This window comes from Curtobacterium sp. ME12 (assembly GCF_903970855.1).
GTDB classification, from domain to species: Bacteria; Actinomycetota; Actinomycetes; order Actinomycetales; family Microbacteriaceae; genus Curtobacterium; species Curtobacterium poinsettiae_A.
Genome location: NZ_CAJCKD010000026.1, coordinates 11,285 through 23,596 on the forward strand (window position 1 = coordinate 11,285; position 12,312 = coordinate 23,596).

The 12,312-nt window shown below is 70.6% G+C and carries 12 protein-coding genes; 8 read left to right on the forward strand and 4 right to left on the reverse strand.

Annotated elements, in window-relative coordinates; genetic code table 11:
- The first annotated feature begins 6 nt into the window (after window positions 1-6).
- From H7A73_RS12750 to H7A73_RS12765, 4 genes are read left to right on the forward strand one after another with little or no spacing between them, the layout of a single operon-like run.
- Window positions 7-1,047: an ABC transporter permease gene (locus tag H7A73_RS12750; RefSeq protein WP_182066296.1), complete on the forward strand. Its 1,041-nt coding sequence runs from the start codon at window positions 7-9 to the stop codon at window positions 1,045-1,047.
- Window positions 1,044-2,000, forward strand: coding sequence for an ABC transporter ATP-binding protein (locus H7A73_RS12755; protein WP_182066297.1), 957 nt, complete (start codon window positions 1,044-1,046; stop codon window positions 1,998-2,000). The genes H7A73_RS12750 and H7A73_RS12755 overlap by 4 nt, the downstream gene beginning before the upstream one ends.
- Window positions 1,997-2,890 carry an ABC transporter ATP-binding protein gene (locus H7A73_RS12760; RefSeq protein ID WP_182066298.1) on the forward strand — a complete coding sequence of 298 codons (894 nt, stop codon included), beginning with the start codon at window positions 1,997-1,999 and terminating at the stop codon, window positions 2,888-2,890. The genes H7A73_RS12755 and H7A73_RS12760 overlap by 4 nt, the downstream gene beginning before the upstream one ends.
- On the forward strand, window positions 2,887-5,010 hold the full coding sequence (locus H7A73_RS12765; RefSeq protein WP_182066299.1) for a glycoside hydrolase family 36 protein: 2,124 nt from the start codon (window positions 2,887-2,889) through the stop codon (window positions 5,008-5,010). Before H7A73_RS12760 ends, H7A73_RS12765 begins: the two co-directional genes overlap by 4 nt.
- A gap of 227 nt (window positions 5,011-5,237) precedes the next feature.
- On the opposite strand, the gene H7A73_RS12770 is transcribed toward H7A73_RS12765, so the two are convergent.
- From H7A73_RS12770 to H7A73_RS12785, 4 genes are read right to left on the reverse strand one after another with little or no spacing between them, the layout of a single operon-like run.
- Complete coding sequence (locus H7A73_RS12770) at window positions 5,238-5,870, reverse strand: response regulator transcription factor (RefSeq protein WP_182066300.1); 633 nt, start codon at window positions 5,868-5,870, stop codon at window positions 5,238-5,240.
- Window positions 5,867-7,069, reverse strand: coding sequence for a sensor histidine kinase (locus H7A73_RS12775; RefSeq protein ID WP_182066301.1), 1,203 nt, complete (start codon window positions 7,067-7,069; stop codon window positions 5,867-5,869). The genes H7A73_RS12770 and H7A73_RS12775 overlap by 4 nt, the downstream gene beginning before the upstream one ends.
- A 53-nt stretch (window positions 7,070-7,122) precedes the next feature.
- A complete protein-coding gene (locus tag H7A73_RS12780) occupies window positions 7,123-7,920 on the reverse strand; it encodes an ABC transporter permease (RefSeq protein ID WP_111023905.1) in 798 nt (265 codons plus the stop codon).
- The gene (locus tag H7A73_RS12785; RefSeq protein WP_182066302.1) at window positions 7,917-8,756 is read right to left on the reverse strand and encodes an ABC transporter ATP-binding protein; all 840 of its coding nucleotides are present in this window, start codon (window positions 8,754-8,756) and stop codon (window positions 7,917-7,919) included. The genes H7A73_RS12780 and H7A73_RS12785 overlap by 4 nt, the downstream gene beginning before the upstream one ends.
- A gap of 297 nt (window positions 8,757-9,053) precedes the next feature.
- On the opposite strand from H7A73_RS12785, the gene H7A73_RS12790 reads away from it, so the two are divergent.
- The 4 genes from H7A73_RS12790 (at window position 9,054) to H7A73_RS12805 (ending at window position 12,211) form a co-directional block, all read left to right on the forward strand.
- The gene (locus H7A73_RS12790; protein ID WP_182066303.1) at window positions 9,054-9,332 is read left to right on the forward strand and encodes a hypothetical protein; all 279 of its coding nucleotides are present in this window, start codon (window positions 9,054-9,056) and stop codon (window positions 9,330-9,332) included.
- A complete protein-coding gene (locus H7A73_RS12795; RefSeq protein WP_182066304.1) occupies window positions 9,332-11,068 on the forward strand; it encodes an alpha/beta hydrolase in 1,737 nt (578 codons plus the stop codon). Before H7A73_RS12790 ends, H7A73_RS12795 begins: the two co-directional genes overlap by 1 nt.
- 86 nt (window positions 11,069-11,154) lie before the next feature.
- A complete protein-coding gene (locus tag H7A73_RS12800; protein ID WP_182066305.1) occupies window positions 11,155-11,535 on the forward strand; it encodes a hypothetical protein in 381 nt (126 codons plus the stop codon).
- Between the two features lie 238 nt (window positions 11,536-11,773).
- A complete protein-coding gene (locus tag H7A73_RS12805; RefSeq protein WP_182066306.1) occupies window positions 11,774-12,211 on the forward strand; it encodes a hypothetical protein in 438 nt (145 codons plus the stop codon).
- Window positions 12,212-12,312 lie beyond the last annotated feature (101 nt).

Consider the following 12,312-nt stretch of genomic DNA (forward strand, 5'->3'; position numbering starts at 1 on the left):
ACGACCATGACCAACATCCAGCAGGAGACCGAGCCCACCATCGGCGCGCTGACCGAGGAGGCCGACAGCACCACGTCGATCGCCACCCGGCGCGCGTCGAAGGGCGGCATCCGTCGGTTCCTCCCCACCCTCACCCCCTGGCTCGTCACGGGCATCGTGCTCGTCGCCGGCGTCACGCTGTTCGGGGTGATCGGACCGCTGCTCGTCGGCGACCCGACGACCATCCGCGACACCGGGCTGCAGGGACCGAGCGGCTCGAACGTCCTCGGCACCACCCAGACCGGTCAGGACGTCCTGGCGCAGCTCGCCTTCGCCACCCGGGGCAGCCTGCAGATCGGGCTCATCGTCGGCGTCCTCGCCACGGTGCTGTCCGCGTTCTTCGGCATCCTCGGCGCCTACCTGGGCGGGATCATGGACGAGGCGTTCTCGCTGTTCTCGAACGTGTTCCTCGTCATCCCCGGCCTGCCGCTCGTCATCGTCATCTCCGGCCTGGTGCCGCGTGAGGCCCGCGGGCTCTGGACCATCGCGGTCGTCCTGGCGATCACGTCGTGGGCCGGGTCCGCCCGGGTGCTGCGGGCGCAGACGATGTCGATCCGCAACCGCGACTACGTGTCCGCTGCCCGGGTCGCCGGCGAACGGCCCTGGCGGGTCATCGCCGTCGAGATCCTGCCGAACCTGCTGCCGGTGCTCGCGTCGCAGTTCGTGTTCGCGGTGATCGCCGCGATCCTCGGGGAGGCGGGGCTGTCGTTCCTCGGGCTCGGGGCGTCGAACTCGTCGACGCTCGGCACGATGCTCTTCTACGCCCAGAACGGCTTCGCGCTGGCGAACGGCGCCTGGTGGTGGTTCGTGCCGCCGGGCCTGCTCATCGCCCTGCTCGGCATGGGCCTGTCCCTGGTGAACTTCTCGATCGACGAGGTCATCAACCCGCGACTCGCGAACGTGCGTGCGCAGCGACGGCGCGACCGTCGTGCGAAGCGTGCGGCCCGCTCGGGAGGCCCGGCCCGCGTCGCCACCGCCGGTCACGACACGAAGGGGGTCGCCCGATGAGCGCCACCGACACCGCACGACCGGTCACCTCCGATGCCACGGGCGACGGCCGCCGGCCGGCCGTGCTGACCATCGACCACCTCGACGTGGTCTACGAGACCGAGCACCCCGTGCACGCCGTCAAGGACGTCTCGCTCACCCTGGCGCCCGGCGAGATCCTCGGACTCGCGGGGGAGTCGGGCTGCGGCAAGACGACCCTGGCGTACGCCATCACCCGGCTGCACCGGCCGCCGGCGAAGGTCACGTCGGGCAGCATCACGTTCCACGACCGCGACGGCACCGACGTCGACCTGCTCGGTCTGCCGCACGAGCAGCTCCGGGCCGTGCGGTGGTCGAGGCTGTCGATGGTGTTCCAGGGGGCGATGAACGCGCTCAACCCGGTCACCACGATCCGCGCCCAGCTCGACGACGCCCTGGTCGAACACCGCAAGGGCCTGCCGCGCCGCGAACGACGAGCCATCGCCGAGGACGCCCTGCGCCGCGTCGGCGTCGACCCGTCCCGCATCACGGCGTACCCGCACGAACTGTCCGGCGGCATGCGGCAGCGCGTGATGATCGCGATGGCGATGCTGCTCGAACCGCAGATCATGATCATGGACGAGCCGACCACCGCGCTCGACGTCGTGGTGCAGCGGGAGATCCTGCGCGAGATCGTCCGACTGCGCGACGAGCTCGGGTTCGCCGTCGTGTTCATCACGCACGACCTGCCGCTGCTGCTCGAGATCAGCGACCGGATCGCGATCATGCTCCGCGGCGAGGTCGTCGAGTGCGACCGCGCCAGCGTGATCCAGCACGACCCGCAGCACCCGTACACGCGGAAGCTGCTGCAGTCGTTCCCGAGCCTGTCCGGAGCCCGCGGCGCGTTCATCCGCACCGGGGTCGAGGACGGCGCCGAACCCGAGACCGACACCCGGGCCGTCGTGGTCCAGGCAGCACAGGAGACGGACCGATGACCAGTGTGACCGTCAGCCACCTCGGCAAGGACTTCCACACCCGCAAGGGCCTGCAGCGCACCACCCTGCGGGCCGTCGACGACGTGTCGTTCGAGCTGCTGCCCGGCCGGACCGTCGCGCTGGTGGGGGAGTCAGGCTCGGGCAAGTCCACCATCGCGCGGATGCTCGCCAAGCTCGAGACCCGGACGCGCGGCTCGATCGACGTGCGGCTCGAGGACGGCACCCCCGTCGAGGGCAGCATGTACCGCCGGCACGTGCAGATGGTCTTCCAGGACCCGTTCGCCTCGCTCAACCCGTTCCACTCGATCGAGCACCACATCGCCCGGCCGCTGCAGCTGCACCACCGGGCCCGCGGCGCCGACGAGACCGCCGACAAGGTGCGGGAACTGCTCGGTCGGGTGAACCTCGACGAGGACTTCGCATCGCGGCGGCCGCACGAGCTCTCCGGCGGGCAGCGGCAGCGCGTCGCGATCGCCCGCGCACTCGCCCCGGGCGCCCAGGTGCTCATCGCCGACGAACCGGTGTCGATGCTCGACGTCTCGATCCGCCTGAGCGTGCTCAACCTGCTCGGCCGGCTGCAGCGCGAGGACGAACTCGCCGTGCTCTACATCACGCACGACCTGGCGACCGCGCGGCACTTCTCCGACGAGATCCTGGTGCTCTACCGCGGCCGGGTCGTCGAGCGCGGACCGTCGGACGCCGTCATCCTCGACCCGCACCACGACTACACCCGGCTGCTCGCCGAGGCCGCCCCCGACCCGGAGCGCACCGAGCGCCGGATCACCGCGGGGCCGCCGCTCGACCGGACGAAGATCGACAACACCACCTGCTACGACCACACGGTCGGGGACTGGGTGTCGAGCGAGCCCGCACCGGTCGGGGCGCGATGAGCGACGGGTCGACGTTCGTCGACTGGGTCACCGACGGGTTCGCGGCACGGTTCCGGGTCGGTGCGGACCAGCCCGCGGCGCTCGTGTCCTTCGTGCCGGCCGGCGGAGCGTCGGCTGGCGGAGCGCTCGCCCACGGTCCGGACGACCCGCAGCCGCTCGTCGAGGTCACGACCGTCGGGCACGGGCGGTTCCCCGGCGGGTTCCGGCACGTGGACTCCACGATCGGGGCGCGACTGCGACCCGTGTCGCACCACGAGCACGACGACGGGACCGACCTGTGGTTCCGGATCGTGCAGGCGGACGCGGCCACGGGCCTCCAGGCCGAGTCGGTGTTCCGGGCGCGCGCCGGCGTGCCCGCGTTCCAGACCTGGACCGAGGTGTCGGCCGAGCACGGCGAGCACGTCGTCGACTTCGTGTCGTCGTTCGCGACCGGGGCGTTCCTGACCGACTCGAACGCCACCGTCGACGAGCTCGCCCTCGTGCACGCCGACAACGACTGGGCAGCGGAGAGCCGGTGGCGGACCGATCCGCTGCGGTCGATCGGGCTTGCGGCGATCGACCGGGAGGCCCAGCACCACCCGCCCCGCAGCCGCGCCGTCGTGCAGAACCGCGGCTCGTGGTCGACGGGCGAAGCGCTGCCGATCGGGGTGCTGCAGGCGGAGGACGCTGTGCCGGCTCCGTACGCGCTCGTCTGGCAGGTCGAGCACAACGGGCCGTGGTTGTACGAGCTGGGGGAGACCCGGCGGCACGCGTACCTGCTGCTGAGCGGGCCGACCGACCAGGACCACCAGTGGACCACCGTCGTCAGACCGGATCGGCGGTTCACTTCGGTGCCGGTGTCCGTCGGGATCGCTGGGTCGATCGACGACGCCTTCGGGGTGCTCACCCGGCAGCGTCGGGCGTTCCGGCACGTGCGGGAGGCCGACCGTGCCCTACCCCTGGTGTTCAACGACTACATGAACACGCTCATGGGCGACCCGACCACCGAGAAGCTCCTGCCGCTCATCGACGCGGCCGCCGACGCCGGAGCGGACCTGTTCTGCATCGACGCCGGCTGGTACGCCGAGGGGCACTGGTGGGACACCGTCGGAGCGTGGCAGGAAGCGGCGTCGCGGTTCCCGACGGGGCTCGGGGACGTCATCGACCACATCCGTGCGCGCGGCATGCAGGCCGGCCTCTGGCTCGAACCCGAGGTCATCGGCATCCACTCGCCGCTGGCCTCGACCCTGCCGTCGTCCGCGTTCGTCGAGCACCACGGGGTCCGGGTCGCGGAGCACGGGCGGCACCTGCTCGACCTGCGCTCGCCGGAGGCCCGCGCACACCTCGACTCGGTGGTCGACCGGCTCGTCGGGGAGCTCGGGGTGACGTTCTTCAAGATGGACAACAACACCATGACCGGGCCGTTCGCCGGGATGCTCGACCACCAGCGGGCGCTGCTCGACTGGCTCGATGCGGTGCAGGAGCGGCACCCGGCACTGCTGATCGAGAACTGCGCCTCGGGAGCGATGCGCGCCGACTGGGCGATGCTGTCCCGCCTCCACATGCAGTCGACCTCGGACCAGCAGGACCCGGTGCTGTCCGCCACGATCGCCGCCGCCGCTCCCGCCGCGATGCTGCCCGAGCAGGCGGGGAACTGGGCGTACCCGGCACCGACGATGGACCCGGAGCTGTTCGCGCTGTCGCTCGTGAACGGGGTACTCGGGCGGATGTACCTGTCCGGGTACCTCAACGAGATGTCGTCGTCGCAGCGTGCGGTGGTCGGTCACGCCATCGCGGCGCACCGGCAGGTCCTGCAGGTCGTCGAGTCCACGGTGCCGGTGTGGCCGCTCGGGCTGCCGGCCTGGGAGGACTCGTGGGTCGCGCTCGGGCTGGCCGTGCCGGGTGGCGACCTGTACCTGTCGGTGTGGTCGCTGCCCGGTGCGTCGGCGACGGTGTCGTTGCCGCTGCCGGCGTTCGCCGGGCAGGCGGTGGTCGTCGAGCCGCTGTTCCCGACGGCATTCGGGTCGTGGTCCGTGGCGTGGGATGCCGCCTCGGGCTCGCTCGAGGTCACGAACGGCGGGTCGACCCCCACAGCGCGGGTGCTCCGCGTCCGGTCGCAGGAGGCGGACGCGGGGGCCTGAGCGGGCGCGCGTCGTGATGGCAGGGCGCGCGCTGGAGCGGACGGGAGGCACGGTGCGGGCAGGCACCGTGCCTCCCGTTCCGTCGGTGGTCGCGTCCACGGCGCGGGAGACGCGGGTTCGGGTCCGCGCGGTGACGGTTCTGGTTCGGGATCCTCGGGGATCGTGAACCCGAACCGTCAGGAGCGCCGCAGGACGGGCCTCGGCCCGCGGCAGCGGCGGACCGGGAGTCACGGCAGGAGCTGGAGCTCCATCGCGCGGGTCACGGCGCGGGTGCGGTCGTTGACGCCGAGCTTCTCGAAGACGTGGCCGAGGTGCGTCTTCACCGTGGCCTCGCTGAGGAACAGCGCGCGGCCGATCGCCGGGTTGCTGTTGCCCTGGGCGACGAGGCGCAGGACGTCGAGTTCGCGCGGGGTCAGCGACGGGCCGGCCGCGGCGGGGAGCGAGCCTGTCGCTCGGCGGACGAGTGCTGCGGCTGCCGAGGGTGCGAGCGCCGTCTCGCCCCGTGCGGTCGCCCGGACGCCGGCGAGGATCTCGGACTCCGGGGCGGCCTTGAGCAGGTAGCCGGTGGCGCCGGCCTCGATGGCGGCGAGGATCTGGTCGTCGGACTCGTACGTGGTCAGGATGAGGACGCGGACGCCGGGGTCGACGGCGAGGATCTCCGCCGTCGCCGCATCGCCGTCGAGCACGGGCATCCGGAGGTCCATCAGCACGACGTCGGGGCGTTCGGCCAGTGCCACCGTCACCGCGGCGCGGCCGTCGCTGGCCTGGCCGACGACCTCGACGTCGTCGGCGTCCTGCAGCAGGGCCACGATGCCCGACCGGACGATCGGGTGGTCGTCGGCGACCACGACGCGGATCACCGGGTCACCTCCGCCACGGGGTGACGATCGGTGGCCGGGAGGCTCGGCTCGGGTCCGGTGGGCAGGCTCGCGTCGACGACGGTACCGCCGCCCGGGGTGCTCGTGATCGAGCAGGTGCCGCCGGAGAGCGCCAACCGCTCGTGGAGCCCGCGGATGCCGTGCCCGACGGTCGGCGCGCTCGTGTCGAACCCGACGCCGTCGTCGGTCACGCGGATGCCGACCTGTTCGGGCGCGGGCCGCAGGACGATCCGGACGGAGCTGGCATCGGCGTGTGCACGGATGTTCGCGAGGGACTCCTGGACGACCCGGAGCAGCACGACCTGGGCGTCGCGGTCGAGCGGGCCGTCGGTCGCGTCGACGGCGACGGGCATGCCGGTCTCGCGGGTGTAGCGCTCGGCCAGGCGGTGCAGGGCCCCGGCCAGGCTGCCGCTCGTGGCACCGGCGGCCCCGGCGGCGATGAGGGCGCGGGAGTCCTCGAGGGCCGCTCGTGCCGACTCCTCGAGGACCGCCAGCCGTTCGTCGAGCGCGGCACCGCGGTCGTTCGCCAGGTCCTTCCGGGCGCGTTCGGTGAGCATGACGATGCCGGCCAGGTTCTGCGCGACGGTGTCGTGGATCTCGCGGGCCAGGCGCTCCCGTTCGCTCGCGACGCCCGCGCTGCGGTGGGCATCGGCGAGCGACTGCTGGGTCGCGCGGAGTTCGTCGAGGAGTTGACGGCGCTCCTCGGACAGGCCGGCGACGCTCGAGATCCACACGCCCATCGCACAGGCGCCGATCACGCTGATGCCCTCGATGAGCAGGGTGCTGACGAGGGCGTCCGGGCCCTCGGAGACCTGCAGGCCGATGCCACTCGCGACGCCGACCGCGATCGAGAGCACGACGGCGGTGCGGACCCGTTCGGACTGCACCCAGACGAGCGGGAACGCGATGCACTGCACGAACGCGGTGCTCGGCACGACGGCGGGCAACACCAGGGCGGCGATGAGGACCAGCGGCAGGAAGGCCGCGGCGGCACGGGGACTGTCGTAGCCGCGGTGCCCGAACACGGCGTAGGCGACGACGAGCACCACGACCGCCGTGTACGCCGGCCAGCGGGTGTCCCACGGCGACCACCCGAACACGGTGATCACGGCGGTGAGGAGCATCGTGCCCGCGAAGAAGACGTGCAACCACCGGTTGCGCATCCACGTCTCGCCGTTCATGACGACAGCATCCCATCGATGCAGGACCGCGGAGCGGTTCTCCACAGGGGGCATCAGGCGTCCTTGCGGTTCCACCGGAACGTCAGCAGGCAGGCCACCGTGCCCAGGACCAGCCATGCTGCCAACACGAGGGCTCCGAGGCCGAGGTGCCACGCGCCTCCCGGCTCACCCGACTCGAACGCACCGGGCAGGAAGACGGACCGCATGCCGGACGCCATCCAGCGCAGGGGGAAGACGGAGGCGACGTCCTGCAACCAGGTGGGGAGCTGCGTGAAGGGCAGGTAGACGCCGGAGATGAACTGCAGCACCAGCACGATCGGGACGATGGTGGCGGTGGCGCGCCGGCCCTCGCGGGGGAGCGCCGAGACCGCGATGCCGAGGACGCAGCTGGTGGCGATGCCGAGGACCATCACGCCGGCGAAGACACCCCAGTTGCTCGCGTCGGTCGGCAGGTCGACGCCGAACACCAGGCTCGCGATCGCCAGCAGCAGTGCGGTCTGGACGAGCGTGGTGACGAGGACCATGCCGATCTTGCCGACGAAGTACGACAGGACCGGCAGGGGTGTGCCGCCGAGGCGCTTCAGCGTGCCGTCGCTGCGCTCGGTGGCGATGTCGACGCCGAGGGACTGCGTGCCGGAGAGCAGGATGCCCGTCGCGACCAGACCGGGCAGGTAGTAGGTGGCGTAGTCGACGCTGACGTCGGGGCCGGCCTGGATGTCGGCGGCACCGGAGAACGCCACCGAGAACAGCGCCAGCATGATGATCGGGAACAGGAAGGTGAAGAAGACCGCGTCGGGAGCGCGGAAGTAGGTGCGGATCTCGTACGAGATGCGGCTGGTCGCTGTCTTCACTGCTGTCCCACCATGTCGAGGTAGACGTCCTCGAGGGACGGGCGGGTGACTTCGAGGTCGTGCATGGCCGTGGTGCTGCTGCGGATGAGCGCTGTGGGGTCGGTGGTGCGCTCGTCGTGGTGTCCGTCGTCGTCGTCACGCCAGCGGACCCGGGGCGTGCGGGCCTCGGCGCCGCCGATCTCGTCGATGGGTGCGAGGTCGAGGAGCTTCCCGTCGGCGATGACCGCGGCACGGTCGGCGAGCTGGGCGGCTTCGTCGAGGTAGTGCGTGGTGAGCAGGATCGTCGTGCCCTCGTGCTGCACCTGGCGCAGGAGGTCCCAGAACTGCCGACGGGCCTCGGGGTCGAAGCCCGTCGTCGGTTCGTCGAGGAACAGGACCTCCGGGCGGCCGATGATGCCGAGGGCGACGTCGACACGGCGGCGCTGGCCTCCCGACAGTCGGCTGATGCGGGTGTTGCGCTGCGTCTCGAGCCCCGTCGCGGTGAGGAGCTCCTCGACCCTGCGGTGCTTCGGGTAGAGCGTCGCGAAGTGGTTCAGCTGCTCGGCGACGGTGACGTTCGGGGACTCCGCGCTGGTCTGCAGGACGATGCCGATGCGTGCGTTGTGGCTGCGGCTCGTCCGTGCCGGGTCGTGACCGAGGACGCGGACCTCGCCGGCGGTGCGGGAGCGGTACCCCTCGAGGATCTCGACCGTCGTGGACTTGCCGGCACCGTTCGGGCCGAGGAGCGCGAAGGTCTCGCCCCGTTCGATCGTGAAGGAGACGTCGTCCACGGCGCGTTTGCCGGTGGCGTACTGCTTGCCGAGGTGCTGGACCTCGATGGCGGGGGACTCGGGCATGGGTCAAGCTTCGCCGCCGGCTCGCTTTGCGGGATCGGCTGAGGCCGTGGTCTCGGCATCGTCCGATCGGGGGATGGTGCAGGCGGGGGAAGCGGTTCGGTTTCCGGCCGATGACGGTTCTGGTTCGCGATCGTCGGGGATCGTGAACCGGAACCGTCAACGGCTCGGGCCGCATCGGAGGGGCGGTGCGGGTTGGTCGTCCACAGGCCGCGCTCGCGGCGGTTGCGTCCCGCAACTGTTCTGATATGTTGCCGACGGGGAAGCGGTGCGGGCCGCTACGGCGAGACGGGGGAGACGATGGCCGATCTGACAGTGTCGTGGAGCACGCTCGAAGCCGTCCACGGCGCGCTCGAGAAAGCGACCGCAACGTTCGCGGGTGCCTCGGTGCCGTCAGAGGGCGGCGCGTTCGGTGCGGACGACGTCGCGCAGGCGTTCGCGACGTTCCGGACCGCGCAGCAGCGGTCGGACTCGTGGCTCGCGGACACGAGCCGGACGCTCGGGCAGTACGCGAGGGACACGAAGTCGCTCTTCGCCGACGCCGACGACGACCTGGCCGGCAGAGCCGAGGGCAAGTGATGGCGGCGGACCCACTCGCCGGCGACCCGGGCGCGATCACCAGGCTCTCGAGCGCGCTCGCCGATCACCAGGACGACATCCGTACGGGCGCGCATCACGTCGCCAGCGCGCAACACGACGCCGACGGGTGGAACGGTGCATCGAAGGACCGCTTCACCACCACCGTCGGGACGATCGCGCCCGCCGCGCAGCGCATCATCAGTCGACTCGACGCAGCGATCGACGTGCTCGACACCTACGCCGAAGCCGTCCGACAGATCCAGGACGAGGCCGAACGCATCCAAGCCGCTCAGCTGACCAACGCCGTCGACTCGGTCGCCAACGCCGTCTCGATGGGCAGCGCTCGGTCGTCGGCCGCGGGCAGCGATGCCACTGAAGCCGACGACCGTCGAGTCGATCGTCTGCAGACCGACGCTGACGACCTCGCCGCCGCGGCGAAGCGACTCGACGCGGAGTGGGACGCCCTCGTGGAGCGGCGGGCTGCTGCGGACCGTGCGGCAGCGGCGGGCCTCATTGACAGTGAGGTGCTCGGGGTCGCCGTCGGGTACGCGGGGACGCTCGCCGCGATGAGCGACGCCGACTTCCTGCGGGCGGTGGCCGGGATGCCGCCGGAAGTACTCGCGGCGCAGGACAAGGCCGTCGCCGACAGGATCGCCGGGATGCCGCCCGAGGTCGTGCAGGCGTGGTGGGACGGGCTCGGTGGACGCGGCACCGCGGGGGAGCATTCGGCGGCGCAGGACGCGCTGATCACGGCGTTGCCCGCGGTGATCGGCAACCTGAACGGTGTGCCGTACTGGGCACGTGATCAGGCGAACCGGCTGAGTGCGCAGCGGGCGTACGAGCAAGCGAAGGAAGCGGTGAAGGCCGCGAAGAAGGACCTCAAGACGGCGATCGGTCGGACCGCGCAGCTCGCGGCGCAGCAGAAGCTGAACGCCGCCGAAACTCGTCGCGACCGGCTCGAGAACTTCACGGCCGGAGCCCGCACCCAACTCGCAGTCGATGACTCGGTCCCCCGGCAGATGGTGTCGTTCCACGATGGGGAACCACCCCTCGGCGCGTTCTCCCTCGGCGATCTCGACACCGCCGACGGCGTCAGCTTCGTTGTCCCGGGGATGGGGTCGTCGCTGGCGGACACGACGCAGTACATGCGTGCTTCCTCGAACATCATGTTCTCGCAGCGTCAGATGGATCGCGGAGCGAACACGGCCATGATCACATGGTTGGGGTACGAAGCTCCGCCGAATGCCGCCACCACCGGGAACCTCGGTGTCTTCGGCGATTCGTACGCTGAACGAGGAGCGCCCAAGCTGGCCGCCGACCTCGGTGGATTCCGTGCGACGCGGCCAGGCGCTCAGCTCGATGTCGTGGCACATTCCTACGGTTCGACGATGGCGTCGATCGCGCTCCACGAGAACCCCGACCTGGGCGTGCACTCGCTCGTCACGCTCGGTTCAGCGGGCATTCCGACTTCCATCCCGAACGCAGCGGCGACCAACGTCGAGCACATGTACGCGGCGCAGGGAGTCGAAAAGGGCGACATCGCGTTCATCGGCCGGAAGTACAGCATGCGACTCGACCCAACTGACGGCTTCGAGGGCGCGACGAGGATCAAGACATTCGGAGAGAACGGCGTGAACATCCATGACCTCACGGCGCCGAACGATTCGCACGATCACGGCTACCTCGACTTCGGTACCCCTACGCTGGCAGCCGTGGCGAAGGTGACCCTGCCGTGATGGCGAAGCAACGCATCGGGCTCGTCGTGTTGACGGTGAGTCTGCTGACCGGGGGCCTCACGGCCTGTGCAGGAGGGAGCCAATCAATGCACACCCCTGACGACGCGAAGGCTGAAGCCTTGCAACTGCTCCGCAAGACCGAGAAGGCCGTGGACGTGTCGTGGCCCGACACCCCGGAACCGACCGCCGAGCAGTGCGATGACGGTGTCCGCTTCGCCTACTTGGTCCCGGTGTCGGTCGACAACGACGCGAAGGCGACCGCGAAGTCACTCCGGCAGCTCTGGGAGTCGGAAGGTCTTCGAGTATCGCCGTCCGAGACGGATTTCGGTGCGAGGGGCACGCTCTACTCGGCGACTGCCGACCGGGATGGTGCGGCAGGAGCGGCGTACCAGATCAGTTCGACGTCGGTCGCGGTGCAGGTGACCTCTCCGTGCGCGACGGGGTCGGTGCACGATTACGACGAGTGACGGTTTCGAGGCGGGGGCGGCTCGTCCGGACGCCCAGCTCGACGTCGTTGCGCACCCGTGCGGATCGACCACCGCGGCAGTGGCGCTCGCGGCCTCACCCGACCTTTGGGTGCACTCCTTCGTGACCCTCGGATCAGCAGGTATCCCGTCCTCGGTCCCGAACGCCGCTGCGACCCACGCCGAGCACATGTACGCCGTGAGGACTGCGCGTCATGCGCCGAACCGCAAGAGGCTCGCCGTGCTGGCAGCCCTGCTGTCCGCCACGATCGTGGTCGCCGGATGCGCGGCCGAAGGGAAGACCATGACCCCGGAAGAAACGCAGAAGGACGCCCTGGCGCTGCTCGACCAGACCACGACGTCAACGGATATCGATTGGTCGTCGCCCGGGGACCCCGTCAGCAAGAAGTGCTCGGAGGGTGTCCGGTACCAGTACATGGTGCATGCTCCGGTCAACTCGAAGCAGACCGAACTCGCTGACTCCCTGGCCGAGTTCTGGCGCTCGAAAGGACTCCAGGTCGAGCGGAGCAAGCAGGACTTCGGGTCGAAGTACGGGACCGTGTACGCAGCCACGGCGAAGGCTGACGGGAAGGCGGGCGCAGCCTTCGAGATCACGAACGGAAATGCACTCGTCTACGTCAACTCCCAGTGTGTTGCTGGCTCTCCGGACGATGAATAACAGCCGTGGCGAAGCGACGCGAAGGCTGAAGCCTTGCAACTGCTCCGCAAGACCGAGAAGGCCGTGGACGTGTCATGGCCCGACACCCCGGAACCGACCGC

Excerpts from the sequence above, each read along its gene's own strand:
- H7A73_RS12750 (WP_182066296.1), top strand. The coding sequence starts at position 7 with ATGACCAACATCCAGCAGGAGACCGAGCCCACCATCGGCGCGCTGACC.
- H7A73_RS12755 (WP_182066297.1), top strand. The coding sequence starts at position 1,044 with ATGAGCGCCACCGACACCGCACGACCGGTCACCTCCGATGCCACGGGC.
- H7A73_RS12760 (WP_182066298.1), top strand. The coding sequence starts at position 1,997 with ATGACCAGTGTGACCGTCAGCCACCTCGGCAAGGACTTCCACACCCGC.
- H7A73_RS12765 (WP_182066299.1), top strand. The coding sequence starts at position 2,887 with ATGAGCGACGGGTCGACGTTCGTCGACTGGGTCACCGACGGGTTCGCG.
- H7A73_RS12775 (WP_182066301.1), bottom strand. The coding sequence starts at position 7,069 with ATGAACGGCGAGACGTGGATGCGCAACCGGTGGTTGCACGTCTTCTTC.
- H7A73_RS12785 (WP_182066302.1), bottom strand. The coding sequence starts at position 8,756 with ATGCCCGAGTCCCCCGCCATCGAGGTCCAGCACCTCGGCAAGCAGTAC.
- H7A73_RS12790 (WP_182066303.1), top strand. The coding sequence starts at position 9,054 with ATGGCCGATCTGACAGTGTCGTGGAGCACGCTCGAAGCCGTCCACGGC.
- H7A73_RS12795 (WP_182066304.1), top strand. The coding sequence starts at position 9,332 with ATGGCGGCGGACCCACTCGCCGGCGACCCGGGCGCGATCACCAGGCTC.
- H7A73_RS12800 (WP_182066305.1), top strand. The coding sequence starts at position 11,155 with ATGCACACCCCTGACGACGCGAAGGCTGAAGCCTTGCAACTGCTCCGC.